Source organism: Nocardia sp. NPDC052254 (assembly GCF_040679495.1).
Taxonomy (GTDB): domain Bacteria; phylum Actinomycetota; class Actinomycetes; order Mycobacteriales; family Mycobacteriaceae; genus Nocardia.
Genome location: NZ_JBFAUW010000007.1, coordinates 259,442 through 285,372 on the forward strand (window position 1 = coordinate 259,442; position 25,931 = coordinate 285,372).

General features: G+C 67.3%; 24 protein-coding genes and 2 tRNA genes. 8 read left to right on the forward strand and 18 right to left on the reverse strand.

Annotated features, from left to right (window positions below):
• Positions 1–140: 140 nt before the first annotated feature.
• Positions 141–1,433, forward strand: coding sequence for a hypothetical protein (locus AB0L57_RS19975; protein WP_364964060.1), 1,293 nt, complete (start codon positions 141–143; stop codon positions 1,431–1,433).
• 63 nt (positions 1,434–1,496) lie between these two features.
• Here AB0L57_RS19975 and bcp read toward each other — a convergent pair whose 3' ends face one another.
• A complete protein-coding gene (bcp, locus tag AB0L57_RS19980) occupies positions 1,497–2,012 on the reverse strand; it encodes a thioredoxin-dependent thiol peroxidase (protein WP_364964063.1) in 516 nt (171 codons plus the stop codon).
• 107 nt (positions 2,013–2,119) lie between these two features.
• Here bcp and AB0L57_RS19985 point away from each other — a divergent pair, with 107 nt between their 5' ends.
• Positions 2,120–2,344, forward strand: coding sequence for a DUF3618 domain-containing protein (locus AB0L57_RS19985; RefSeq protein ID WP_364964065.1), 225 nt, complete (start codon positions 2,120–2,122; stop codon positions 2,342–2,344).
• A gap of 64 nt (positions 2,345–2,408) precedes the next feature.
• Here the strand turns inward: AB0L57_RS19985 and AB0L57_RS19990 are convergent, their stop codons facing one another.
• Positions 2,409–2,723 carry an excalibur calcium-binding domain-containing protein gene (locus tag AB0L57_RS19990; protein ID WP_364964067.1) on the reverse strand — a complete coding sequence of 105 codons (315 nt, stop codon included), beginning with the start codon at positions 2,721–2,723 and terminating at the stop codon, positions 2,409–2,411.
• Positions 2,724–2,851: 128 nt separating this feature from the next.
• Positions 2,852–3,829 (reverse strand): pirin family protein, encoded by a 978-nt coding sequence (locus AB0L57_RS19995; RefSeq protein ID WP_364964069.1) that lies wholly within the window; start codon positions 3,827–3,829, stop codon positions 2,852–2,854.
• Between the two features lie 59 nt (positions 3,830–3,888).
• Between AB0L57_RS19995 and AB0L57_RS20000 the strand changes: the two genes are divergently transcribed.
• Positions 3,889–4,350 (forward strand): MarR family winged helix-turn-helix transcriptional regulator, encoded by a 462-nt coding sequence (locus tag AB0L57_RS20000; RefSeq protein ID WP_364964071.1) that lies wholly within the window; start codon positions 3,889–3,891, stop codon positions 4,348–4,350.
• A 4-nt stretch (positions 4,351–4,354) separates the two neighbouring features.
• Here the strand turns inward: AB0L57_RS20000 and AB0L57_RS20005 are convergent, their stop codons facing one another.
• The 7 genes from AB0L57_RS20005 to AB0L57_RS20035 all read right to left on the reverse strand — a co-directional run bounded on the left by AB0L57_RS20005 (position 4,355) and on the right by AB0L57_RS20035 (position 10,985).
• Positions 4,355–5,383, reverse strand: a complete 1,029-nt coding sequence (locus AB0L57_RS20005) for a crotonase/enoyl-CoA hydratase family protein (protein WP_364964074.1) — start codon at positions 5,381–5,383, stop codon at positions 4,355–4,357.
• 31 nt (positions 5,384–5,414) lie between these two features.
• On the reverse strand, positions 5,415–5,762 hold the full coding sequence (locus AB0L57_RS20010) for a hypothetical protein (RefSeq protein WP_364964077.1): 348 nt from the start codon (positions 5,760–5,762) through the stop codon (positions 5,415–5,417).
• Positions 5,763–5,798: 36 nt separating this feature from the next.
• On the reverse strand, positions 5,799–6,338 hold the full coding sequence (locus AB0L57_RS20015) for a hypothetical protein (protein ID WP_364964080.1): 540 nt from the start codon (positions 6,336–6,338) through the stop codon (positions 5,799–5,801).
• Positions 6,339–6,422: 84 nt separating this feature from the next.
• Positions 6,423–6,995 (reverse strand): hypothetical protein, encoded by a 573-nt coding sequence (locus AB0L57_RS20020; RefSeq protein WP_364964082.1) that lies wholly within the window; start codon positions 6,993–6,995, stop codon positions 6,423–6,425.
• A gap of 143 nt (positions 6,996–7,138) precedes the next feature.
• A complete protein-coding gene (locus AB0L57_RS20025; RefSeq protein ID WP_364964085.1) occupies positions 7,139–8,131 on the reverse strand; it encodes a GAF domain-containing protein in 993 nt (330 codons plus the stop codon).
• Between the two features lie 12 nt (positions 8,132–8,143).
• A complete protein-coding gene (locus AB0L57_RS20030) occupies positions 8,144–9,565 on the reverse strand; it encodes a cytochrome P450 (protein WP_364964088.1) in 1,422 nt (473 codons plus the stop codon).
• Between the two features lie 661 nt (positions 9,566–10,226).
• Positions 10,227–10,985 carry an alpha/beta fold hydrolase gene (locus AB0L57_RS20035; protein WP_364964090.1) on the reverse strand — a complete coding sequence of 253 codons (759 nt, stop codon included), beginning with the start codon at positions 10,983–10,985 and terminating at the stop codon, positions 10,227–10,229.
• 208 nt (positions 10,986–11,193) lie between these two features.
• Here AB0L57_RS20035 and AB0L57_RS20040 point away from each other — a divergent pair, with 208 nt between their 5' ends.
• Both AB0L57_RS20040 and AB0L57_RS20045 read left to right on the forward strand, forming a co-directional pair.
• Positions 11,194–11,784 carry an SUKH-4 family immunity protein gene (locus AB0L57_RS20040; RefSeq protein ID WP_364964092.1) on the forward strand — a complete coding sequence of 197 codons (591 nt, stop codon included), beginning with the start codon at positions 11,194–11,196 and terminating at the stop codon, positions 11,782–11,784.
• A gap of 151 nt (positions 11,785–11,935) precedes the next feature.
• Positions 11,936–12,367 carry a hypothetical protein gene (locus AB0L57_RS20045; RefSeq protein ID WP_364964095.1) on the forward strand — a complete coding sequence of 144 codons (432 nt, stop codon included), beginning with the start codon at positions 11,936–11,938 and terminating at the stop codon, positions 12,365–12,367.
• Positions 12,368–12,680: 313 nt separating this feature from the next.
• Here the strand turns inward: AB0L57_RS20045 and AB0L57_RS20050 are convergent, their stop codons facing one another.
• From AB0L57_RS20050 to AB0L57_RS20075, 6 genes are all read right to left on the reverse strand, one after another.
• Positions 12,681–13,883, reverse strand: coding sequence for a type III PLP-dependent enzyme (locus AB0L57_RS20050; protein WP_364964098.1), 1,203 nt, complete (start codon positions 13,881–13,883; stop codon positions 12,681–12,683).
• Positions 13,880–15,622, reverse strand: coding sequence for an IucA/IucC family protein (locus AB0L57_RS20055; protein ID WP_364964100.1), 1,743 nt, complete (start codon positions 15,620–15,622; stop codon positions 13,880–13,882). The genes AB0L57_RS20050 and AB0L57_RS20055 overlap by 4 nt, the downstream gene beginning before the upstream one ends.
• Positions 15,606–16,817 carry an MFS transporter gene (locus AB0L57_RS20060; protein ID WP_364964103.1) on the reverse strand — a complete coding sequence of 404 codons (1,212 nt, stop codon included), beginning with the start codon at positions 16,815–16,817 and terminating at the stop codon, positions 15,606–15,608. The genes AB0L57_RS20055 and AB0L57_RS20060 overlap by 17 nt, the downstream gene beginning before the upstream one ends.
• Positions 16,814–18,550, reverse strand: coding sequence for an IucA/IucC family protein (locus AB0L57_RS20065; protein ID WP_364964106.1), 1,737 nt, complete (start codon positions 18,548–18,550; stop codon positions 16,814–16,816). The genes AB0L57_RS20060 and AB0L57_RS20065 overlap by 4 nt, the downstream gene beginning before the upstream one ends.
• Positions 18,547–19,737 carry an ATP-grasp domain-containing protein gene (locus tag AB0L57_RS20070; RefSeq protein ID WP_364964109.1) on the reverse strand — a complete coding sequence of 397 codons (1,191 nt, stop codon included), beginning with the start codon at positions 19,735–19,737 and terminating at the stop codon, positions 18,547–18,549. Before AB0L57_RS20070 ends, AB0L57_RS20065 begins: the two co-directional genes overlap by 4 nt.
• A 1,134-nt stretch (positions 19,738–20,871) precedes the next feature.
• Positions 20,872–20,944, reverse strand: a tRNA-Lys gene (locus AB0L57_RS20075).
• A 309-nt stretch (positions 20,945–21,253) separates the two neighbouring features.
• Between AB0L57_RS20075 and AB0L57_RS20080 the strand changes: the two genes are divergently transcribed.
• The 3 genes from AB0L57_RS20080 to AB0L57_RS20090 all read left to right on the forward strand — a co-directional run bounded on the left by AB0L57_RS20080 (position 21,254) and on the right by AB0L57_RS20090 (position 24,873).
• Entirely contained in the window at positions 21,254–22,456 is a 1,203-nt protein-coding gene (locus AB0L57_RS20080) for an Ig-like domain-containing protein (RefSeq protein ID WP_364964112.1), read from the forward strand.
• Between the two features lie 138 nt (positions 22,457–22,594).
• Positions 22,595–23,626: a hypothetical protein gene (locus tag AB0L57_RS20085; RefSeq protein WP_364964114.1), complete on the forward strand. Its 1,032-nt coding sequence runs from the start codon at positions 22,595–22,597 to the stop codon at positions 23,624–23,626.
• Entirely contained in the window at positions 23,623–24,873 is a 1,251-nt protein-coding gene (locus AB0L57_RS20090; RefSeq protein WP_364964116.1) for a hypothetical protein, read from the forward strand. The genes AB0L57_RS20085 and AB0L57_RS20090 overlap by 4 nt, the downstream gene beginning before the upstream one ends.
• Before the next feature lie 58 nt (positions 24,874–24,931).
• Here the strand turns inward: AB0L57_RS20090 and AB0L57_RS20095 are convergent, their stop codons facing one another.
• A complete protein-coding gene (locus AB0L57_RS20095) occupies positions 24,932–25,444 on the reverse strand; it encodes a hypothetical protein (RefSeq protein ID WP_364964119.1) in 513 nt (170 codons plus the stop codon).
• A gap of 406 nt (positions 25,445–25,850) precedes the next feature.
• Positions 25,851–25,923 (reverse strand) — tRNA-His (locus AB0L57_RS20100).
• Positions 25,924–25,931: the final 8 nt, after the last annotated feature.

Below are 25,931 nucleotides of genomic sequence, written 5' to 3' on the forward strand. Positions count from 1 at the left end.
ATACCGAGTAGATCTACATCGGCGGGGGTCTGTCGATATCCGATCCATTCCCGCCGCGGCGCTGCACCCGCTGCTCGGCGCGGCTTCTCCGGCGCGGTTCCTGCACACGGAAGGCTTGATCTTTGGTGGTTCGACCTGTGGTGACTCTCGGCGCTTCGATCGCTCGCGACCGTGTGGACGCGGTGGCTCTGCGCGGCGGAAGCGGCAAACTTGTCGATCGGGTGCTCGCGCATCGCGTGGCCGAACTCGATGGCGGAGCGCGTGGTCCGGGATCGGCGGCCGGTGTCCCGGCACTGATCGAATCCATGCTCGACGCTCTCGTTCGAGATGTCGGGGACGAGTACGAGATCGCCGGTGCCGCGGTCAGCTATCGCGATGCGGCCGGCCGTCGTGCGGTGGTCAGCGGCCTGGCGGCCGGGCAGTGGTACGAGGCTTCGCTGGTGTCGGCCAAATCGGCGCATCTCGCCCTGGCCCGCGCGATGACCTGGGCCGGTGAATTCGAGTACCTGCTGGTGTGTGAGCTGACACCGGGATATCAAGGGTTCTCCCTCATCTCGCCGCATCGCGACCGGGTGGTCGCGGCCACGTCGACCACCGCCGGATTCGTCTCCGAGGATTCGATCCAGCCGGGTGTGGCGGCCGCGTGGGATCAGTTCGACGCGGCCGGGGTCCGGCCGAGCGCCGTCGTCGTGGTCGGCGCCGCCCGTCCGGGCATGCCGGCGGTACTGTCGGCCGGTTTCGAGGCGCCGGTGATCCCGTGTGCGGTCGCCGTGGCCGGTTCCGCGGTCGGCGCGGCGCTGGTCGTGCAGCCGGAGTCGTTCGTGGCACTGCCGGCCGAATCCTCACCGATCACACGTAATTCGGTCGCCGTGGTCGCCGCCGCGAGCGTTCTGGCCGGTGGGCTCACCCTCGGTGGTATCCACGAGTTCACCGATCATCCGCGCTCGGACGCCACCACACGCCTGGCCGATGCCCGCACCACGACTGAGGGCAATCACGGGCCGCGGCATGCGCGCCCGGAACCGGGACTGCCCGCGGCGGACTCGGTTCCGGAACTGCCGGGCCCGCAGCAGCCCGGCATCCGGTCCTCCGGTCCGCGGCACGCCGCCCCCGACACTGGCGCGAATACCGGTCCGGCTCCGGCGAACTGGGGTTCGGGCGGGGCGGCCATGCTGAGTCTGCGCGGGTCGGATTCCAGCGGTGAGCCGAAGCGGCTGGTGAAGGAGGCCCCGGATTCGGATGCGCCGCACCAGCAACAGCAGACGATCGTGCCCAACCCCACCGAGCCGGTCGGAGCACCGGACGGCGCGTTGTTGTTCCCGGGTGAGTCCGCGCCGCCGCCGATCGGTACCGACGAATTCAACGCGTGGTGGGACAACCACTGGCGGCTGACGCTGCGGTGGGTGACGACGATGGTGCCCGGGCGCGACTGAGCCACCGCCGACGCCGAGGGGCCCCGGGACGACCGTCCCGGGGCCCCTCGGCAGTCCGTACCGCTATACCGACAGGTCGCGGCGCAGCTTCGCCACGTGCCCGGTGGCGCGCACGTTGTACTGTGCGACCTCGATCTTGCCGTCGGCGTCGACGAGGAAGGTGGACCGGATGACACCGGTGATGCGCTTGCCGTACATCATCTTCTCGCCGAACGCGCCCCATGCGCGCAGGACCTCGCGATCGGGATCCGACAGCAGCGGGAAGGTCAGGTTCTCGTTGTCCCGGAACTTTGCGAGCTTCGCCGGTTTGTCCGGCGAGATGCCGATGACGTCGAGACCGGCTCCGTTCAGCTCGGCGAGGTTGTCGCGGAAGTCGCAGGCCTGCTTGGTGCAGCCGGGGGTGCTGGCGGCGGGGTAGAAGTACACGATCACCTTGCGGCCGCGGTAGTCCGATAGCGAAACCGGTTTACCGTCGGCATCCGGCAGCGTGAAATCCGGCGCGGGATCGCCGGGGCCGAGCTTGTGGGCGGCCTCCTCCGGGCCCTTCGCGTCCGCCGCCGGTTTGTGATTGTCGGTCATGTCCAGCACGGTAGTCCACGGATGCGACACGGGACGTGACATCGGTGGCGGCGGATACACTCGACGCCCAGCGACCTACACGAACGACAGACAACAGGAGACACAACGTGGCGAGGGATACCGAGCACATCGAGCGGGAGATCGATGCCGCGCGCAACCGGCTCGCGAGCACACTCGACGAGCTCGCGGTACGCGCGGACCCGCAGCGGATCGCGGACAACACCAAACACGCGGTCCTGGCGAAGGTGAACGAGCCGAAGGTGAAGTACAGCCTGATCGGCGCGGGCGCTCTCGTCGGTGTGCTGGTGCTGATCAGGGTCTTCCGCCGCTGAGGCCGTGGAAACGACGGAACCCGGCGTGACGGTGTCACGCCGGGTTCCGTATTTCCGGTGCCGATCAGGCTGTCGGGCAGGCCATACCGGTGCCGTCGGGGTCCAGGTGCGGCGAGTAGCCGGGCTCACCGCGGAACAGTGGGGCACGGCCCGCGGCCCGGGCTTCGTCACAGTTCTTGAACGTGCCGTCTGCCGAACCGGTCTGTGTCAGACCCGATGACCCGGTGGCGCCGACGGCGTCATCGATACCCGACGACCCCGTACCGGCCGAGCCGGACGGGATGAACCCGTCGGCCGAGGCCGGAGCCGAGAGGACGATCGGGGCGGCCAGGGTGATCAAGCCCGTGCCGGCGGTCACGTAAAGCCTGCGAACGTTCATGTATTCCTCGATGTCAGCTGCGGTTGATACAACGGGCCGGCCACACTCCCCGCAGTGGAGGGCCGGGAACCGCCGAGTCTACTGTTTCGATGGCGACCGTCGTTGTCAACCGGGCGGCCGAGAGCCGCTCATTCACCCAACCGCTTGCCTGTCATGTGTTCCGCCGGAATATGTCCCATTCGACCGGCCTCGAAATCCGTTACGGCATCGATGATTTCCTGCTTGGTGTTCATGACGAACGGGCCGTATTGCGCGACGGGCTCCCGAATCGGCGCACCTCCCAGCAGCAGCACCTCCAGCTGACCGGTGGGGCCGTCCTGGTGGTCGTCGGCGGTGATCGCCACAGCGTCCCCGTGTCCCAGGACCGCCAGTTGCCCCTCGGTGAGCGGACGGCCTTCCGCGCCCACGGATCCGCTGCCGGACAGGACGTACACCATCGCCGTGAAGTCCTGCGGCCATGGCGTCTCCAGGCGCCCGCCGGGGCTGATGGAGGCGTGCGCGTAGGCGATCGGGGTGTAGGTCGAACCCGGTCCCTCGAACCCCCCGACCGCACCCGCGATGATGCGCACCAGCGCACCGCCGTCATGGGAGGTGACCAGCTTCAGTTCACTCGCGCGCAGATCCTGGTACCGCGGATCCGCCATCTTCAGTGAGCGCGGCAGATTGACCCACAGCTGCACGCCGTGGAACACCCCGCCGGAGATCACGAGATCCTCGGCCGGGAGTTCGTCGTGCAGGATCCCGGAGCCGGCCGTCATCCACTGGGTGTCGCCCTCGGAGATGGTCCCGCCGCCGCCGTTGGAATCGTGATGGACCATGGTGCCGTCGAGCATGTAGGTGACGGTTTCGAAGCCGCGATGTGGATGCCAGGGCGCGCCCTTCGCCTCGTACGGCTCATAGGCGACCGGGCCCATGTGGTCGAGCAGGATGAACGGGTCGGCCGAGCGCACGTCCAGGCTGGGGAAGGGGCGGCGTACCTCGAATCCGGCGCCTTCGAGCTGTTTGTGCGCGGTCGTGACGGTGCGTACCGGCCGCTGCCGCATGCTCGCCTCGGGGCGCGGCAGCCGTGGCAGCACCAGGATGTCGTCGACGGTGATCGCTGGCATGGTGTCCTCCTCGGGCGGTTCGTGTCCATGTCAACTAATAGCTCGATAGGATCATTCCCATGGTGCGATGGTTGGATGATCAGGAGCAACAGACCTGGTCTGCGTTCATCAGGCTGCGGCAGCGACTGGATGCGGCGATGGCGGCGGGACTGGCCCGGGACGGATTGTCGGTCTCCGATTACGAGATTCTGGTCGCGCTGTCGGCGGCGCCCGACGGCACGTTGCGGGCGCGCGATCTCGGTGCGCAGATCTGCTGGGACAAGAGCCGGTTGTCGAAGCATCTGGCACGGATGGACGCGCGCGGGCTGGTGCAGCGCAGTACGGCCGCCGACGATGCGCGGGGCCGCCTGGTCTGCCTCACCGAGGCCGGGCGCCGGGCCCTGGAGCGGGCCGCACCCCATCACGTCGAACTGGTGCGGCGGTTGTTCGTCGATCGGCTCAGTGCGGCCGAGGCGCGGGCCGTGCGGTCGCTGGCGGCGAAGGTCGCCGCGGAGGCCGAGCGCGCGACCGAGATCGGATGACCGGTCAGTCGCCGGGCGAGGAGAACCGGGCTCGCTTCCAATCGCCGAACGGTTCGTCGCGTTCGCGAACGGCCTCGCGGAAACCTGCGGTGGCCGAACGTAATTGGAAGGCGTATCCCTCCCGGGTGTGCCGGGAGATGCCGTCGAAGACCGTGCCGACCATGCTCGAATTGGCCACGCCCTGGGCCAGCAGCGCGCTGTTGAGTGCCAGTTTCGCCATGATCAGCTGATTGATCGGCATCTGTGAAATCCGTTGCAGCAGTTGCTCGGTACGGTCGTCGAGTTCGCCGGCCGGGCAGGATTCCACCGCGAGCCCCCACTCGTGGGCCTGCCTGCCGCTGAGGCAGTCGCCGGTGAACAGCAGCCGTTTGGCTCGCTGATCGCCGAGCCGATGTGCCCACATGCCCGCTGCGGGTACACCCCACACCCGGGTGGGCGGGTAACCGATCTTGGTGTCGTCGGCGCAGATGATCTGATCGCAGAACAGTGCGATGTCGGTGCCGCCGGCGATGGCGAAGCCGTGCAGTTTCGCGACCGTGGGCTTGTTCGCGTGCAGCAGGCTGGAGAATCCCCGGTTGAACCGGCTCATCATCTGGTAGTCGACCATGGGATCCCAAGTGCCCCAGGGATTGTGGTTGCGAGCCTGCACCGCCGGATCGAGGACGGTGCCGGCGGTGGGTGCGGCGGAGGCGGTGGGGGCCAGGCCGTTCTCGGCGAATATCGAGAGGTCGTACCCGCCACAGAAGCCCTTCCCGCGTCCGGAGACCACCATGACGTGCACCCGGGGATCCAGATCGGCGCGCTCCACCGCGTGCGCCAATTCGATCGGGGTGTCGGCGGTGATCGCATTACCGTGATCGGGCCGGTCGAAGGTGATGCGGGCGATGCGGCCGGTCACCTCGTAGGTCAGGGTGTGATAGTCGGGGCCCTGCTCGGGGGTGGGGCGGTCGGCGAACAGTGAATCCGCTCCGCTACGCAGATCTTCGCGCCACGCGGCCGGACGGGTGCCGGAGTGATTCTCGTAGTCGGTCATTCAAGAAGTGAAACCCTATTCATTTCTTGCGTCAAGAGGATGCGGCAGGTCCCTCGCCGCCACCGGTGAGCCACGGCGTGACCGGCGGTTTGACCCACAGGATCTTCTCGTCGGCGAAATCGCGGCGGGCCGCGGGATGCTGTGGGTTCCGGGCGGCCCACGCGTCCTTCTCGTCGAGCAGCGCCCCGACCAGTGTCCAGGTCTCGTCGGTACTCGGGGGATTGGCATCCGCGGCGCGGGCGAGTTTGCGCCGGGTCGCGGCCGGAAGCACCGCCAGGTCGGTGCCGGAGATGTCGCGCTGCCAGAGATATGCGGCCAGTCGGCGCGCCTTCTCGGCCCGGCCCTTGCCGGCGTGGTCGGTGTGTGCGTAGTCGGCCATGGTCGATTCCCGGTCGTGAAACAGTTGCCGTCGAGCCTAGCCAGGCCGTCTCTCCCGGCACATGGCGGTGATGCCGAGACAGATCACGGTAGCCACCGCCACCAGGTGACACACCGCGCTGATACCGGCGATATCACCGCAGACGGTCACAGTCGACGAGGCGAACTCGTGCCTGTCCGACCCCAGCACGAGAATCGGGGCGGCGGTATCGGCCGCGTTGTCGGTGATGTCGGGTAGCGTCGCCGCGAACGCGAGCAACGACAGATCGGTGGCCGCGATCGCGGCCACCGCACCCGCCCGCACTGCGGGCCCGCCCTTGCTCAGCGCGTAACCACCGAACACCGCGCCGATCACGATCGGCGCCAGCACCACGAGGAATCCCCCGAAGAGCAGCATCACGAACATCCACCCGGGGGTGACCAGCCGCAGGGCGAGCGCGCCCAGCACCACCGTCACCTGCGTGCCGGCGAGCAACCCGAGAATCAGCGGTGTCCGGTGCCGACCGGCCGCGGCGATCGCCGGATACCCATCGCGGGGGCCGTGGAACTGTGCGGAATTTCCGTGCGCCGAGTACATGCGACAAGCCTCGCCGTTGCCGGCGCGAGGACCACGAGTAGAACTACTCGAGTTCGGGCGCGAAATCTACCTCGGGCAACGGCCTCATCCCGGAATCGCGGCGGCGACCAGGCCCATCGCGATGGCGGTCAGCGACAGCGCGCCGGTGCCGAAGGCCGCGGCGAGTGCACAGCCGATGAGAACATCCTCGGCCGTGGGCTCCGGCGGCTCGATCGTTGTGCCGAGTACCGCGATCGTCGTGGGAGCGGCCCAGGAGATCTCGAGGGAGCCGTCCGGCCGGGCGCGGAGTTCACCGAAGGCCTTCTCGGCCTCGTGTGGTTTTCCGGCCACGAAGTCGCAGGTGTCCACGGTCTTGGGACGAATGCTGAGCAGCCGGTCACCGATGTGCACCAGAACGCGGTACGTCCGCTTGAACATCCCGCCCGAGCCCGGGGTCACGACGATGTCCCGTTCGTTCACCCGTGCGGTGAGCCGGCCGGGATCGCGCGTCCCGATCGGCACGTTCTTTCGTGTCCGAGGGCCTTGCCGCTCGATCGTCACGACGAGGGTGTCATCGGATTCCAGACGGGCGGTGACACATCCGTCGGTGCGGGTCACCAGGACATCCCCGAACAGGATGCTGTCGGATACGGACTGCTCGCTCCCGGACGCGGTCATGGGCGGGCCACCGGCTCATGTGCCCGGCAGGACGGTGTCCGGAGGAAGCGACCGGTACATCGAGTGGGTGTCACGCGAAAAGGGTAGTCACCGTGGGGGATCGGGACCATCCGCTTCCGTTGTGCCGGAGCCGCCGAGCGGGCTCATCCGGCCCGCGCGATCCGGACGATGTGCAGCCGGTGTCCGACCTCACCGGGATAGCGGCGGGAAGTGATGGTGACCGGCTGCCAGCCGCTCGGTGTGTGGGCGCGGAAGCGGGCCGCGGTGACGGCCTTGGTGCCGGGGATGCCGGGTTGCAGCATGATCGCGGTCTTGGCCACCGCCTCCCAGTCCTCGCGGTGGATCAGCTCGGCGTCGCCCTCGCGTTGCCAGTCGATCCAGGTGGGAACGTGTCCGATCCATTGCGCGATCAGCGGGGCGCCGGAGAGCGGGAACGCCATCAGCGCCGCCGCGGGTGTGTCCGGCCCCGGTTCGTCGGTCAGGCCCAGTGCCTCGTGGGGGCCGAGTGCGGGCGGCTCCACATCGGAGACATCATGTGTCAGCCCGCGCAGTCCGGGCCGGTCCAGATCGGTGCGGCCGCGGGCGAAGATCTGCCAGTTCATCAGATGGCCGCTGTCGTGCAGCACGGTGATGTTCGAGGTGAACCGGGCATCGGGCTCGGGGCTCGTGCCGAGCGCGATCAGGGCGGTGGCGTCGTCGAATTTCACGACCTTGCGGAAGAATTCGCCCGGTGAGCGCACGCGTTTGAATCCGTCCGCATCGTCGGTGCTCATCATCCAGGATTCCAGGCGTTGCTGAACCTGGAGATCTCCTGCGTACCAACCGATTCCGGCGGCCGGCCGGGGTTCGGGAACAGGCTCGTCCGGTGCGCCGATCCACAGTTGCAGGGCATACACCTCGCCCTCGGGACCGAGGACGGGCACGGCCCGCACCCGGCGTCGACCGCCGCGGCCGGAGACGATCTGGTCGAAGACCGACCCCGATCGGCGGACCCGGTCGGTCGGTTCACCGGCATCGACACCCTCGTTGCGCTGCAGCGAACGCAACGAAACCCAATCGCGGCGCTCGCCGTCCTTGGCGAGGATGGTCATCGGGGTGTCCAGTGACCCCAGGGCCTCGATCAGGAACCATGACATCGGCGGAAACGCTCAGCTCTCGGTCGTGGCGGCCACAGCGCGGCCGCGGGCGGTCAATTCGAACGGTTCGGGGCGCAACGTCCCGCGCTCGCGCAGGGTGAGCGGTGCACCGGAGGCGGTGCGCAGATCGAAGGCGTGCACCAGCCGGCCGAGCATCAGGGTCGCCTCGTGCAGTGCGAAGGCGCGCCCGATGCACGAGCGCGGGCCGGTACCCCACGGCTGGAAGAACCGATCGGGGAAGTCGCGCAGTGCGGCGGAATCGAAACGGTCCGGGGCGAAGTCCTCGGCGTCGGCGCCCCACACCTCGGGATCGCGCTGTGCGGCCAGCGCGAGCACGAATACGGCACGGCCGGCGGGGATCCGATAGCCGCCGAGATTCTGATCGGTGCGTGCGATCCGGAAATAGCCCGGTGCGGGCGGGCACAGGCGCAGGCATTCGTTGAGGAATTGCCGCGTGAACCGCATCTTGGTCACATCTTCGTAGTCGAGACTCTTTGTCTGCGAGGGCATTTCGGCCAGGACTCGGCGCTGGTGGTCGGCGTCGCGGGCCAGGTGATGCACTGCCACCTCCAACAGGGCGGCGGTCGTTTCGTGCCCGGCGATCAGGAAGGTGAGGGTCTGATCCCGGATATTGGCCGCCGGCAGCCGTTCTCCGGTTTCCGGATCCGCCGCCGTCAGCATCAGGCCGAGCAGATCGGTTGCCTCGCTGGTGTTCTCGCGCTGCCGGTCCGCGATCAGTTGATCCACATACTGTTGCAGGGAGGCGATGTCGCGGCGCACGGCCGGGGCCCGAAGTGCTTCCCGCACATGGCCGACGACTGGTATGTCGTTGGTCGACTCCGACGCCCATTGCAGGGTGCTGCCGAGTTCCCGGACGAACCGGTGCGAGTCGGTGCCCTCGCCGGTGGGGTCGAACAACCGCAGGTCGCGGCCGAACCCGGCGCGTGCGATCACTTCGAGGGTGGCGCGCGTCATCGCCGAATGCACGTCCACGCTCGCGCCACCCGCGGCCGTCCATTCGGTCACCAGATCGTCGGCAACCGAGGCCATCGCATCGTGATAGGTACGCATCGCGGCCTGGGCGAACCCCGGGGTGAGGATGCGCCGCGCCTGTCCCCACAGCGGATCGCGCGAACTCGCCGTGAACATGCCGTGCGGGGCGAGCGGCCGCAGCTTCGCCAGCGGTCCCAGCAGCACGCGGCCCCAGGCCGCTTCGTCGTTGCACTGCGCCGCCAAGCGCCCACCGGCCACGATCACGAGCCGAGTGCCGAGCAGTTTCCGCTGGAAGATTGGGCCCAGCCCGCCCTGGGCGAGTTTCAGCTCGTGCTGTGTCGGCCGGTGCCGGTCCACACTGGCCACATCACCGATGATCGGCAGCCGCCCCGGGGGGTACGGCAACGCATCCAGCGGTAGCGCGGCGCTCGAGGATTCCATGGGTCCCACTCAAACACGCCGGGCTCGTCGATCGCCATGGGAGGAGACCGGAGTCACGAACCCGCAGGTAGGACGGGGTGACGGCTACCTTTCCCCGACCGGATCGGTGGTCTGTGAGAAACCCGCCGTCCCATGTAGCGGAATTGCGACATGTTGCACTCCCATGATTTGCTGGTCCCAAGCTGGGCGGCTCATTCCCCTGGCTGGACGCAAGAAGCTCGCAGGACACGTGTGCCCAGGGCACCCGTCTGTCCACCGAGCCGAGTGGTGCGATCAGCAGGTGAGGCGAGAAATGAGTACCGTATCCGACACTGTGCCGGTGATCGGCCCCGCCGCTTCCCCTGAACAGACGGCCGCGACCGCTCCGTCGCGGTATTCGTACCCGGCGTCCATCAGTCCGTCCGTATCCCGCCGGTGCACGTCGGCGCCCTGTCCGCACGGTCGTGCCGGAAATCGACCCACCCGGAGTCACCGCGGACCGACCGCATCATGAGCTGGGGGCCGGATTCGGAGGGGAACTCCGGCCCCCGGCTACCTTCGAGGTCGGACGTCTGTCGCGTGCGGGCGTTGTCGCGGCCGATATCGATGGGTATCGGGATTTGTGTGTGACCGGCCGAGCGGGCCGACCGTGACGCACCCAGGCGCTGGGTGGTGTCGTCGACTACCGCGACAGCGCTCGTGAACTCTGGTCCCTGATCAGCTGAGCTACCGCGCGGGCATTCGCGTCGAGGTAGAAATGACCGCCCGGGAACGACTTCGTGACGAAGCTGCCGGAGGTGTGCGCGCTCCACGATTCGATATCGGCGAGACTCGCATCGGGGTCACGGTCACCGGTCAGGGCGACCATGGGGCATCCGACGAGTGCGTCCGGCGCGCACCGGTAAGTCTCGATGGCTCGATAGTCGTTTCTGGTGATCGACAGGATCAATTCCCGAAACTCCGGATCCTCGAGCAGGGCTGCCGGTGTGCCACCGAAATTCAACAGATGGTCCGCCAAATCCCGATCACCGAATGTGTGGATCGGTGTCCGGTCCGAACGCGTCCACGACGGGGCGCGCCGGCCGGAAGCGAACAGGGCCGTGGCGGTCATGCCCTGCTGCTCCAGTCGCCGGCATGCCTCGAAAGCCACGACGGATCCCATGCTGTGGCCGAAGATGGAGAAACTCTCCGCCGCCCGAGCCGCATCCGCGAGCTCGGGAAGCAGCCCCGCCACGAGATCGTCGATGGTGTCGATGAGCGGTTCGAGCCTGCGGTCCTGTCGACCCGGGTACTGAACGGCGAAGACGTCGTATTCCGGTCCGACCCATTTGGCCAGCGATCCGAACGAGATGGCGGAGCCACCGGCGTGCGGAAAACACACCAGGGTGTGGGATCCGTCCTCCGCGGCGGGGGACAGGCGACGTAACCAGCGATTACCCATCGGACGGCGAGCCTTTCTTCGGATGCGGTGAGCCGCCGACCACGGTATCGGACCCGTGGTCGTTGTTCGCGGCGTGATTTCACCTCCTTGCGTCGAATCGGGCGGGGCTGCCCAGCGCTGGGTGTGACTGCTGCCCGGCCTGCGTGCCGGTCGATAGTGTCGGTGACCGTCGATCGTCCGATACCGCCGCCAGTGACAGGAACAGTGCGTGAACAGTCCCTCCGCTCTCACCCGGGAAATGCTCGAGACCGTCTTCGCCCCGGACGAACTCGTGACGGTTCCGGCGGGCAATGTCGGAGTGGTCGTGGATTCGGACGCCAGGGAAGTCCTGCGAACGGTGGGCCTTCCGGTCTGGGAGAACCCGTGGTTCGACATGGACCCGGAGATCGCCGAGCGCTTCGAGTGCGTCGGGGACCGGGAAGACCCGCCGGCGGATCGCTATTCCGTCGTCCCGCCGGGAGCCGACCGGTGGATCAGCATCGGCATGATCCCTTACGACGACATCGCTTTCGACCCGGAGACCGGCACGGTCTACTGCCTGCCCGACGATTCCGAGATCTACGTGTGGAACAGCTCGCTACGGTCTTTCGTGCACTTCCTGTACATCCTCCAGGCAGAGCGTCCGCACTTCGACGTCGAGTGGGCCGGCGATGCTGAGCCACCGTTCGATCCCGAAGGCGCGCGGGCCCGAACCCTGAAGGCGATGACATCGGTGGACCCCGCCGCGCTGAAGAATCCGCGGTCCCGCTGGCACAGCGTGCTGACATACATCACCGATCCCGAACATCACCTCCGATGAACCGTCCGCCACAGATCGTCGAGACTTCCACTTTCTGCCCTGAAAGAGCCGTTCGGTATGCGATATTCGACGTCATGAGACCCGGGAGACCCGGATTCGTCGGAAGCGCAACGCTTCACGAACAGACCAGGGAGAGTTGATGATTCGCATCATGCACAAGGCACTCGGTATGGTCGCGTTCGCCGCCGCGCTCGCGGTCTCGACGGCTCCGACGGCCCAGGCCGACTCCGACACCGTCTATTTCAGCCACGGCCGCTTTCAATGTTCGATCGATGCCGGTGGTGCGGTGGGATGCGACCTGACCGACCCGGTGGGACCGTTGTTGACCTCGGTGTCGTTCGGCGGAGTCGCGGTGCCGATGCCGTTTCCGGTTCGGGAGATGGTCATCGACGCCACAGCATTGCCGGCGCGTCCCGGCTTCGACGCCGGGACACCCAACACGTTGCCCGGCGGCAACCCCGACATCGGAACAGGGACTGTCGATCATGCGGGCGCTACCTGCGGGGTCGGATTTCACGGCAGCTTCTACTGTTCTTCGAAGGGGCATCAGTTCTCGTATTACGAATCGATCGTCGCGAGTTGAGATGTAGACCGTGTCGCGGCTGGGCACTACTCCGGTTGACGGGACGCGGGTAGTGGACGCCGTGCGCGCGGCCCCGTCGCGACGATCGTCGCTGCCACCGTGGGGGATGCACAGTCGCCACAGGTAGATGCGCAACACCCCGCCGATGCACGAAATATGGGACGGCACTGCGGGTTCGGCTGCGATGTTCGCCGATGCATGGCTGCCCACGACGACTTCCTCCGGCCGCCCGGTACGGACGGTCCCCGACGATCCGGCCGGAACCGGACCTGCTGGTCCGCCAACGCTCGGCGGCGGACCGGTGCGTTGTGCGTCATGGTCGGTCGAGGTGATGAAAGGTCGGTGCGGGGTGCATGAGGAAATCGTGGTGGGAGATGTTCCAGGCGTAAGCGCCGGCGCGTCCGAAGACGAGGCGGTCCCCCGCGCGCACTGTGGCCGCGGTGTGGGTGTGGGCGAGGATGTCCTTCGGTGTGCAGAGTTGGCCGGTGACGGTCAGCGGGCCGCCCGAGCAGGCTGGGCGAGGGGAGTCGTGTGGCCAGGATTCGACAGGGATGTGGCTGAACGGCTGGCTGTGTGCTCTGGCCGCCGGTGTCCGCAGGTGGTGGGTACCGCCGCGGACAATGGCGAAGTCGGTGCCGTGGCTGGTTTTCACGTCGAGTACGTCGGTGGCGTACCAGCCGCAATAGGCGGTCAGGGCGCGTCCCGGCTCGATCCGTAGCAGGGTCGCGGGCGAGGCTCGGGTGAGCCGGGCGAGGCCCGCGCTGTAGGTCTTCCAGTCGAAAGTCGGTGCGTCCGGGGCGTAGTCGACGTTCATGCCGCCGCCGACGTTGACTTCGGCGAGGTCGGTCTGGCAGGTGCGGGCCAGCGCTCGGGCCCACTCCACGATCGATGCGGTGAGTTCGACCAGATCGTCTGCGTCGAGTCCGCTGGCGAGGTGGGCGTGGACGCCGCGCCAGCGTAGGTGGGGGAACTGCCCGGCGGTGAGGGCGGCCGCGCAGGAGTGGGCTTGTTGCGGAGACATGCCGAATGGTGTTGCGCGCCCGCCCATCGCGAGCGCGCTACCGGCCGCCGCCGTATCGGCGACGGGCAGGTTCACGCGCAGCAGAACATCGATCGGCCGTGACCGCGCGGCGGCGAGCGCCGCGAGTACGCGTAGTTCGTGTTCGCTTTCGACGTGGATGCGGTGGACGCCGTGGTGGATGGCTGCGGTGAGTTCGTGAGCGGTCTTGCCGGGCCCGCCGAATGCGAGGGGCGCGGTGGGTACGGCGGCGGCGACGTGGGTCAGTTTACCGCCCGAGGAGACCTCGAATCCGTCGACGATGCCGTGCAGTGTGGTCAGGATCGCGGGTTCGGGATTTGCCTTCGCGGCGTAGTACATCTCGACGGTGTCGGGAAGGACCGACCGTATCCATGCCACGTGCTCACGCAGGGCGGTGAGGTCGTAGAGATAGGCCGGCAGGTCGGCGGACCGGAGTTCGGCCAGTCGTTCGGTGACTGCTCGTGTCGGCGGGGTCATCGCGCAACCTCCTGCCGCGGATGCTCGGTGGTGTGACGTTCGGTCTGTCGCGGCGCCCAGGGAGAGGGGATGCGCACGTATCCGGCGTCGCGGTCGGCCTTGCGTTCCCAGCGGGTGAGCAGATTGGCCTTGGCGGGCAAGGGAACTCCGGCCAGCAGCGCGGCCATGCGCGGCGGGCACCCGTGGGTGTCGGCGCAGTCCGACAGCACGGTGTGCGTGGCGTCCCACAGGGCGGACTCGAGATGTGGGTGGACGTCGGCGAGGGCGGCGGCCATCTCGGACAGATGGTTGACCACCAGGCAGTACACGACACGGTTCCAGCCGTCGTAGCGCGAGTAGGTCATCCGGGCCGCGACATCGGGGCGGGTGCGTGCCAGGGCGTCGCCGTGGTGGTCCGCGAGCAGTTTCGTGCCCTCGAGGTCGCGGAGGAAGATCTGCGCGGGCATCCCGGCGCTGTCGACGGCGACGACGACGTTCTGCAGGTGTGGTTCCAGCACCATCCCGTGGTCGAAAAAGGCGGCCAGTACCGGAGGTACGAGCAAGCGCAGGTAGTCGGTCCACCAGCGTAGCGCCGTCTCGGGACGGTTGTCGGCGAGCAGTCGCGACACCTGGGCGGCGCTGGTGGGGTACTCGTCGGCTATCGCCGCGGCGAGCAGCGGCGTCGTCCCGGGCAGGAGCGTGGTATCCAGTCCATCACGGATGATCACGCCGAATCCTTCGAGCAGCGACTGGTCGATGGTGCCGTCCGGGCCCGGCAGGGCGAGGCTGCGGTAGGCGGGTTCGCGCAGGACGACCGCGGCGGGGAACCGCCGGCGGAGGTCGGCAAGGGCGGGTGCCAGGATGCGGGTCAGTGCGACGGCACCGGCCAATTCGTAGGCGGCGTTCTTGCGTACGCAGTTGGTGATGCGGATGTTGAGGCTGAATTTCAGGAAATGGCGGCCGTCGTAGAGTGTGCGCACCGACGCGGTGGCCGCGTGACTCACCGGCCCGACGCCGAGGTCGACGATGTCGCCGCGATCGATCGCGTGCTCGAGGTCGGTGCGCAGCATCTCGAACTGCCAGGGATGGGCGGGAAGCAACCGGTAGCCGTGCGGGACCTGCGGGTACAGGTCGTCGAGGGCCGCGCAGGCCGCGGGGTCCGCTGTTTCCTCGGCGATCAGGTGCGAGCGCACGGCCAGCAGGCGCAGGCCGAACTCGCTCGCGGTCTCCGGCGAGTAGCGCTGCCAGGATTCCGGTGCGCCGCTGCGGGCCTTCGGTGTGGGGTGGTAGCGGTGTCCGAACAGCAGGGATTGTTCCGAGGCCAGGTAGTCCGGCGCCGGCTCGGCGGTGCGTGTGGCGTGGGACCGCAGGGCGATGGTCGTCGTGCGGTGGGTCGAGGCGACTTGGTCGAGGAACTCGTCGTTGCCGACGCCGGTGTACAGCGTCAGCTCGGTGTGGACGTACTCGGCCAGCTGTTCCCAGCTCACCTCGACCCATCCGGCGCGCGTGCGTGTGGACACGGGACCGGTGAAACGGTGTGCGCCGACCATCGAGACGCGCCGCAGCCGCACCCGCAGCAGGACGTCGCGGCGCGGGAGTCGCAGCAGCAGATGGTCGTCGAGGACGCGGGCCTGGTGCTCGGGGCCCGACACCTCCCGCAGCAGGCAGTTGAGCAGGGTGTGGGTGACGATGTCGTCGGCGGTGGGCAAGGCGGCCGGCAGGGTGCCGGTCGTGGGGGCAGGGTCACGACGTGGTGACATGATCAGACTCCATCTGGCGCGAAAGACGCCGGATCACAATGACAATGAGGACGATGACCGCTCCGGCGGCGCCGCACAGCGGCGCCGCGGCCGGACCGAAATGCGCTACAGCGGCTGTGGCCGCCAGACCGGCGGCGACGGCGCCGGCCTTGGTGAAGAACTCCAGCGCGCCGAACATGCCGCCCGCGGCACGTCCCGCCGCGCAGTCGGCGGCCAGTACGGTGCGGCCTACCAGGACCAGGGTGAGACCGGCTCCCAGCAGTATTCGGGCCGCGACGAACACCGGGAGCGAGCCGGCGACCGCGTGCATCGCCAGTGCCGCGGCCAGGACCGCGAATCCCGTCACGATCAACGGCCACGGGTCACCGGACAGCCGGTGCACCGCCAGCGACGACAGCAGGTAGATCAGATGCGGCAGCGCGAACAGGGATCCGACCAGGATCGCCGGGAGCCCCGGCACGCGCTCGGAGAGCAACGAGACGAAATAGGGAAATGACACGACGGTGGTGAAGACGAACGCGAACTCGACCGCGAACAGGACGCGACGCGAACCGTGCGCCGTGCGGTTGTGCACTGCGGCGCTGCCGGAGTCGGACTCGTGCTCCGATCGTGTGGGCTCGGGAAGCATGGCGACCAGCACGGCCGCGGCCAGCGGCAGCGCTGCGAGTAGTAGGTACTGGTGGTGTGGTTGCTGCCAGTGCGTGAGCGCGCCGACGGCGATCGGTGCGACGACCAGCGCCGCTCGGGCGCTGCCCTGCAGGACGATCAACGCACGGGCCAGGTCGGGCCCGTGTAGCCCCGCGCCCAGGTAGCCGCTGGACGCGGCGTAGGTTCCGCCGAACACCCCTTGCAGCACCAGCGCCACCGCGAACACCGGCAGCGAATCGGCGAGACCGGCGAGGACGAACGCGCCGGCGAGGCCGAGTTGAGCGCGCAGCAAAATCGGTTTGCGCCCGTACCGGTCGGCCAGCCGCCCCCACAGCGGCGCGCCGAGCCCCGCGAACACCGAGGGCACGATGTAGAGCAGTCCGGCCCAGCGGCCTGTCGGATCACCCAGTGCGGGAAGGATTTCGGTGAAATACGGCGGCAGGCCCAGTGCGGCGAAGGACGCGACGAAATAGCATCCGGTGACCGCGTAGATCTCCCGCCGTCCGAACCGGCGCGATGACCGCGTGGGCGACAGGGTGGCGGTCACTGCGAACTTCCCTTCCAACGCAGGTAGTTCGGGCCGTCGAGGTAGTGCTTGTTCACATCGACCACGCCGTGCCGGTGTTTGTCGAACAACGTCCCCGCGCTCACCATGGCCTTGATGGGCAGGGTCTTCGGCTCGAGCACATCGGTGCGCAACCGGGCAGCGTCGGAAGGAGTCAACCGCACGACGGCCTGTTCTAGCCGATGCCGAACGAGCGCCAGAAGTGTTGTCCGAGAACCGTATCCGAGTCGACTCAGCTCGAACGCGTAGCTGCCGGCGCACAGGTGCACGGTGATGGTGGTGAACAGATCGGTCAGCGCGCGATCGTCGCCGACCGCTATGCGCGGGTCGTCGAATACCGGGGGTGTGGCACCGAGGCGGGCGGCGAGCCGTGCGGTATTCACCCGGGGTGTGTCGTTGTCCTTCAGCAGCAGCCGTAGCCGTGTGACCCCGCGGTGGTGGTCCAGGACCACCGAGATGTTCTGCTGGTGTGACTCGAGTGCGATGCCGTAACCGAACAGTGTTGTCTGCCAGTCGAACAGCAGCGTGATCCAGGAGTCGAACAACGCGGTCGGCGAACCGTGGAAGAACTCGCCCGCCAGGTGATCGATCACGCGGCCACCCTCGGCGGCGTCGGCGAGCAACGCCGCCATCGGCACCACCACGGCGTCCCCGAGCCCCGAGGGGTATCGGCGCCGCAGCACCGCGAGCATGTCGTGCTCGGCGTGCAGATAGGCGGACTCGTCGGCGAGCAGAATCCTCGTGGCGAGAGCAGGTTCGAGTCGCAGCACCCGCAGCAGGAGCCGATGGGTCCGGGCGCCGTCGGCCAACGTTCGTGGCTTGATGCTGCGGACGTTGCGCTCGCCCAGCGTCGCGGTGGCCAACGGGAGTTTCACGTGCTCGGTGGGATCGTCGGCGATGGCGACGGTCCGCATGGACAACGTCGGGATCACCTCGAGGTAGGAGGATTCGGCGAGTACGCACTCGTCGGCCAGCCCGCACTCGCGCAACGCCATTTCCAGTGGGGCCCCGACCGTGAGGGGATGGACCGGGAGCAGCACGTGGCTGCCCGCGCGTCCGGCAAGCCCCATCGCCGCCGGGCTCGGCCAGTAAGGTGCCTGGTCGGCCGCGGCGGCGATGGTGGTCGCCGTGCGCGGGACGGCCAGCCACCGCAGGGTGAAGCGGGGATGGAACTCCGGCGCGTAGGCGCGTAGTTGTGTTTCGTCGAATCCCCGGCGACCGCGGGAGGTCGGGTAGACCGGGTGATCGTGGCGCGCGGCGAGAGCGTCGAAGGCCGTTCCGGCACCCAAACCGGTCCAGCCGGCGGTGCGCCCGCCGTAGCTGTGACGGAGATCGGTCACCAGCTGGTCCCAGGTACCGGCATGTAGTCGCCGCGCCACGAGCGACCGCGCACTCTCCTCGGCGAAGCGCACGAACCCCGCGCGGTCACGCGGATCGGCGAACCTCGCGATCGCGGAGATGATCTCGGTGAGGGTGCGCACCTCTCGGGAGCCGGAACCGCTGAGCAACAGTGGTTCTCGCGCTGTGACCTCGCAGAGGAACCCGTCGGCGGTCACCGGAACGAGGACGGTGTCGTCGCCGTCGAGGCCCAGCCAGTGTCCGTCGGAGCGGTGCACCACGCGGCCGCGGCTACGCAGGCCGACCACGTCTTCGCGCAGGAACGCGGCCAGGACCCGGGACACCAGCTGCTGTTCGTGCTCGTCCACCCCGGTCATCGCGTCACCGCCCACGTCTGGGCCGCCAGGAACCGGTCGGCGGCGCGATCGACCTCGGCGCTGTCCGGGCCCACGGTTCGCAGGACGCCGATGTGGTCTCGGTTCGTATGCGAAATATCTTGTCGCACACCGATATCGCGCAGTGCCCGATAGCTCAGCTCGACATCGCCGACCATGGTGTCGGTCGAGATCGGCGCGGCGACGAGCTCGCCGGAGTGCGGGGCGCACACATGGTCGACGCGGGCTGTGGCGACCGGGCTGGGCCGGTAGCCGGTCGGCAGTGATTCGCCCAGGTGGATACGGAGGATCTGCTCGAAGACCGCGGTGTCGAGCACGCGATCGAGCACCAGATCGCACTGGTCGCCGATCGCCCGGTAGTTGACCTCGATCAGCCTTGCGCGCCCATCGGACACGACGAATTCGGTGTGGCAGCAACCGAATCCGATGCCGAGCGCATCGAGCTGTTCCAGCACCTGGGTGCGGAACGGATCGGGATGTGCGGCGACGAAAGTGTGCTGCAACTCGACGAAATGTGGCGGTGGCGACAGCGTGGTGGCGAATCCACCGAGGACGGTCCGGTTCGAACCGTCGCCCAAGGTCTCCATCGTGTACAGCGGTCCGTCGAGATACTCCTCCAGCACCAGCGCGGCCCCGGGACGTCGTTGCCGAATCTCCTTGCAGCGCAGCATCGCATCGGATGGGCTGTCGACCAGGAAGACATCTTCGCTCGCGACGCCCTCACGAGGCTTGATCACACACTCCGTCGGCAACTCGAGCGCGGCGAGTGTGGACGGATCCTCGTCGGCCGCCAGCTCATGAGCCCAGACCTCGTCGAGCCCGGCGTGCCGCAGCTGCCGCCGCATTGCCGCCTTGTCCTTCACCCGCTGCGCGACGCGAAAGTCTTTGCCCGGCAATCCGAGCTGAGCGGCTACCCGCGCCGCGCACGCTTGGAGATGGTCGCTGTTGGAGAAGATCGCCTGTGCGGGAGGGAGGTCTTCGAGGGTGGCGAGGACGGCCTCGGGGTCACGAACGCGCGACCGCACCACCGTCGATTCCGGCCATCGCGCCAGATGTGGTCCGGGGCAATCGGTCAGGATGACCACGTCGAGGCCCAGCCGCCGAGCGGCGGGCAGAAACCCTTCATATACGGAATCGGTGGGGTTGAGGGAAAGAAGGTACAACCGCATTCGAGGTCCCTTCGAGCATTTGCAGGAACAAAACCGACATGCCGAGACGCGGAACTGGGGAGAACTGTCGTCTCGTAACCCTCATCGCGACAAAAGCTAACCCGGCGTACGCGCATATTCCACGACTCGCGTCCCATCGATGGGAAGGTGTAAAAATCAAGATCATTTTTGAAATAGCAACTGGCGCAAGGTATCTCAGAGCATGTCCGCGATGTCGGGCAGCGCGAAAAATCGAGAGATGCCCATTCATCGTGTGCGAATCATCGAGCCTCGAAAATGTGAATGACGAAGATTCTCGGTCGATGTCGGAACTATTTCTCACCTGATTCGAGGAAAGCCTGTATGCCTCCGTATCCGGCCGCGATCGGTAACGGGCCTGGCGTGCTCCGGTTACCGTTGTTCACACACCGGGGCACGCGTTCTGGTATCGATCGGTGTCGGGTGGCTTCAGCTGCCGACGACCTCTCGCAGGCGTGATCCGTGGGCCGGAGCCGGCTCGGGAGCCTGGTGCCTCGGATCCGCGGCACCGACTGCCCATCGAGTCGTTTGCTGCACGTCACCAGACTCACATCGGTCCGCTGTGAGAACGCTGAGAACGACATCCGTTGCCGCCCCGGCCCGGTGCGCCATCCGGTCGAGCCCGGCGAACGCGGCCCGCGGGTGACGAGCCGCCTCGCTACCCACGGGATCGATCCGTGTGGTTCGGTCATGCCGAACGCCGGTGGGTGATGTCGGGCATGGCCGGGCCGGCATGCTCGAAGCGGTCGATTCGGAGCGGGAGGCCGCAATCAGGACGGTGAACTACTGGCTCTGACGGTGATTCTGTTGTGGCGCAAAGTTTTTCCGGGGATGCCAGTGTGGTTGCGGGCGCATGGTCGGTACAGCTGGGGCATTGGAACGGTGTGCGCCATGTGTCCCGAAGGTGGAACCATTGATTGGATATGTGACCAGTGCCATGCAACTGGGCTGCAGCTGGCCGGGGCAGAGAATCGAGAAGAACGCGCAGATCAGACCGCTTTTCGCCATCTGTCAGCTGCAGCTACCTCTGACGCGAACCCTGCTGTCGGCAGTTTTGTCGGCACGTCGAGTGCTACTTGAAGGTTTGTATGAGGTATAACTGCTGGTCAAGATAGGTGCGCCATCAGGGACTCGAACCCCGAACCCGCTGATTAAGAGTCAGCTGCTCTGCCAATTGAGCTAATGGCGCTTGGACATCCGGATCGGGCCTGCAGGCTCCGTTCCGGTGCGGGAGAAACCATAACAGTTGGGTGGTCGGAAAGTGAAATCGCCTGGTTAGGAGATAGTTCGAGGTGTAGGTGTAAGTGGTAACGGATCGAGGTCTCGAAGGGATGAAACGGACAGAGTGTGCGGGGCGGCTCGTCGTGTTTACCCGGTTCGGAACCTTCCACCTGACAGAATGGGTGGGCGTGGTCTCAACCGATTCCCGCATGCGTGGTGGGTTTAGCGGAGTGGCCGGGTTTCCCGGCTGCGTATGAGGCATGAAACGGGGTTCGTCATGGGTGAACGTCGAGGTCGGCAGTGGAAGCTGGTAGCAGGTTGGCTGGGCGCGTTGTCGATGCTCGCGGCCACCGGATGCAGTACTTCGGGCGCGACCGGCGACGGGCCGGCCATCCAGTCCAACTCGGTGATCGAGATGGCGAAGCCGAAACTCGTGATGCCGGTCGCCGACGGCGCGGCCGGTGTGTCGCCGGGTGATCGGTTCCCGGTCCGGGTGGACGGCGGTCTGCTGACGGCGGTGACGTTGCTCACCCCCGACGGCAATCCCGTGCCGGGCCGGATCGCGCCGGACGGTACCTCGTGGGAGCTCACCGAGCAGCTGGGCTTCGGGCGTACCTACCGGCTGCAGGCCGATGCGGTCGGGTTGAGCGGCACCTCCTCGGTCACAACCACTTTCACCACGTTGTCACCGCGCGTGCGCACCCACCCGTGGCTGTTGCCCGCGGAGGACGCGATGGTCGGCATCGGGCAGCCGGTGGCCGTGCAGTTCGACGAGAACATTCCCGACCGGCGGGCCGTACAGGATGCCATCAAGATCACCACGACGCCGGCCGTGGAGGGGGCCTTCTACTGGGTCAACAATCGCGAGGTGCGGTGGCGCCCCGAGAATTTCTGGGCGCCGGGCACCAAGGTGACGGTCGACGTGAACACCTACGGCCGGGATCTGGGTGGCGGTGTGATCGGCGACAGCGACATCCACTCGGCCTTCACCGTCGGTGAACCGACCATATTCACCGCCGACGACAACACCAAGACGGTGACGGTCGAACGCAACGGCCAGGTGATCCGGTCGATGCCGACCTCGATGGGCAAGGATTCGACACCCACCCAGAACGGGATCTACATCATCGGTGACCAGTTCGATCACATGATCATGGATTCGTCGACCTACGGGGTGTCCGCGACCGGTCCCAGCGGCTACCGGACGCCGGTGGATTGGGCGACACGCATGTCCTACAGCGGGATCTTCATGCATTCCGCGCCATGGTCGGTCGGACAGCAAGGCTATTCGAACACCAGCCACGGATGTCTGAACCTCAGTCCCGAGGACGCGCGCTGGGTGTACGAGAACGCCAAACGCGGCGATATCGCGATCGTGAAGAACACCGTGGGCGAAACGCTCTCGGGTGTCGACGGGCTCGGTGACTGGAACATTCCGTGGGCGGAATGGAAGGCCGGCAACGCCGATACGAGTCGTTGAGCGCGATTCGCTGCGGGTTCTCGCGCGTGGGAACGCGTCGACGGCACGCGGATCTACTCTCTTCGCGTTGATGAGCCGCCGCCGTGACCCGCGAATACCGCGTTCGAACACGGCCCGGCGAAGTGCGAGGAGTTCGCAATGCCACGGGGCGATGTACATCTGTGCGGCAGTGTGCCGCTGGCGGACGCGGAGTCGGTTCTCACCGAGTCCGCCCGGCGGATCGGGCCTTGGCTCGCCCGCATTCCCGATGGGGAGACCGGTGAACGTGACAACTTCACGGTCTGGCAGTTACCGCGAATGGGTGCCCACCCCGACCTGGAGATGGTGCCGCCGCCGAGCCCGGAATACGGGCCCAGCGAACGGGTCCGTCCCGCACCGGGTGTGGATCCCAGCTCGATAGATTTCGGTGCGCTCGGCTACGCGGAGGCCGCACTGAAGTCCTGGCGGATCTTCGCCGATCTGCGCGAGCGGGGCGACATCGACCGGGATGTGCGGTTCCAGGTCTGCCTGCCCAGCCCCATCTCGGTGGTCGGCGCGTTCGTCGGTGATCCGCAGGACATTCTCGAGCAGCGATACGAGCTGGCCCTGCTGGCGGAACTGGACCGGATCGTCGCCGAGATCCCGATCGCCGACCTGGCGGTGCAGTGGGATTGCCCGGTCGAGTTCGCCCTCTTCGAGGGCATCTTCCCCTCGTGGTTCGGTGCCGATCCAGAGACGAAATTCGCGCAGATCGTCACGCGGCTGATCCGTCTGGGCGCGGCGGTCCCCGGCGGGGTGGAACTCGGGTATCACCTGTGCTACGGCGATTTCGGGCATCGGCATTTCGCCGAACCCGCCGACACCGGTCGGATGGTCGCGGTGATCACGGCTGTGCAGGCGGGGTTGACCCGGGCCATCGACTGGGTGCACATGCCGGTACCCCGCTCGCGGGACGATCACGAGTACTTCGCACCACTGGCCGAGCTGCGACTGCCGGAATCGACGCGCCTGTATCTGGGACTCGTCCATGCCACCGACGGCGTGGACGGTGCGCGCCGCCGCATCGCGGCCGCGCGTTCGGTCGTGCGCGACTTCGGTATCGCCACCGAATGCGGATTCGGCCGCCGCCCCGCCGAACAGATTCCGGAGCTACTGGAACTGCATGCGCAGGTGGCGCGCGAACTGTTGTGACCGTCCCGATGACCGAGCCGTTTCCCCTGGCCGTGCGTACCGCGAACGAGATGACCTACGCCGAGCGCGATCTGCGTTACCGGGCATTGCACCGCCTGCCCGAGTCGGGCTTCGCGCATTCTTCCGGGCTCTACATGATCTGGAAATACCGCGATGTGAAGGAGGTCCTGGCCGCCACGACCCCGGGGATCTCCAATGCCAACGCCCTGGACCCACTGGTCGGGTTTCCCCGGATCGCCGCGACTGCGCGGGCGATCCCGCATCTGGTGCGTGATCTGATCCCGTTACCCGCCGCGGCCACCGCGAACTGCAGTGATACAGCGATGCACAAGCAGGTCTGGGACACCATGGCCGGGCGGGACGGGTACTTCACGATTCCCGCATCCGCGCGGGCCGACCGGCTGGACGAACTCGCCGAGCACGTCCGGGCGGCGATGCGCGAGGTGGGCGCCGGCGCGCAACTCGATGTCACGGCGATGTCGGTCGCCTACGCCGCCCGGGTCACCGGATCGGCCGTCGGTATACCGCCGGAGCTGTGGCCGCAGCTCCAGCGGTGGAGCGGAGCGCAGTCCGGGCTGCTGGGAAGGCGTATGCGCGGGCGGGAACTGGCCGATGCGGTCGCCGGGCTCGGACGCCTGTTCGCGGCGAGCAAGCGGTCTGTGGTGGCCGCGCGTGCGTCCGGGGGAGCGCCGGACTTCGCGCGGCACCTGCGCGAACGCGGTATTCCCGAGCGCGTCGCGGTGGCGGCGATGGCCAACTCGCTGGCCGCCGGTGTGCACACCATCAGCGGCACCATTCAGCAGGGCGTGCAGCGGATGCTCGCCGATCCCGATCGGCTCTGGTGGAAATCACTGACCGATCCACGGCAGTCGGCGCAGGTGGCGGCGAAGATCCTGCAACTGGACCCGGGGCTGGTGGCGTGGAAGCGGCGTGCCGACCGTCCGGTGGACCTGTCCGGCGGTACGAGGCTGCCGAAGGGACAGATCCTGGTGTTGTTCGCCGCGGCGAATCGCGATCCCGAGGCGTTCGGGGATCCACTGGAGCTGGGCGGCGGCGGAAAGATGCCGCTGACATTCGGCTTCGGCGCACATATCTGCCCGGGCCGGCAGCTGGCGACCGCAGCGGTCGAGGTATTCCTGGCCCGCCTGGCCGAGCTGGCTCCGACCGCGCGCCAACTGCCCGCAACGTATCCCGTGCGGCAGCCGGACCTGCTGTTCAGTGGTGCCGACGTGACGATTTCCCGCTGATATTCATGGTCACCGGTCGCGGATGAGTCTGTTCCGCTCATCCGCGACCGGGCACGGATCAGCCCATACTGAGGTTGCTCATCCAGGTGCTGAAGGAGTGGCCCTGCGAGGTGCAGCTGAAGCTGCCGTGGAAGCCGGTCTCACATGTGGTGCCGCCGTACTCGACGACCGGTCCCCACGTCCCCTGTGAGGTGGCGACAGCGGAGATGTCCGGGTTGCCGCCGGGCAGGGTGTACGCACTCGCCGAACCGAATGCCGGGTGGGTCGCGGGGAACGACCGATCGTAGGCAACCTGGTTGACCCCGAACGGAATCGGGATATTCGCGCCCGCGACCTTCATCGTCACCATGGGCGGGCTGTAGGAATGGCCGAAACCACACGCGAAGCTGCCGTCGTCGTGCAGAACGCAGTTGGTGCCGCCGGACGTCCCGAAATACACCGCGCCCGGATCGGCCTGGGCCGCGGTGCCGGGCACGAGTGCGACGGCCGCGGCGGCGATCGTCAGTCCCAGTGCCGCGCGGCCGAAGGGAATGCGATGACGGAGACGGCTGCCGGTGATTCGACGTTGCATCTTGTCCTCTCTCGGTGAGCTCTCGCTCGGATGTCCGGAGTACGTGTCCGATTCTGGTGTGCGAATCCTGTCCGCAGCGATTTCTTCAAGAGATCGAAATATCTCGGGCGCTGCGTGTCCTGTGGTGATGCGGCCCCCGGCGGTGCGCATCGGAAGTGAGAGTTTCCGGAAAACCGAATGACGAAACAAGTTCTGCCGCATGAAATTTGATGATGCGGGCAATCCCCTTGATGGTGGCGGTGAATACCACCACGTCGTCGGCGCGGAGCATGTCATCGGCGCCCGATGCGGTTCCTGGAATGACGGCTGGCCGGGTTTCGCGTCGGAGGGGAGCGCAGCCGAGCGGAATCAGCCGGCAAAGCACAGAGGGCGGGGCGGAAACAATGTTTCCGCCCCGCCCTCTCAGGGTGACCGACGGGACTCGAACCCGCGACAGCCAGGATCACAACCTGGTGCTCTACCAACTGAACTACGGTCACCATCACCG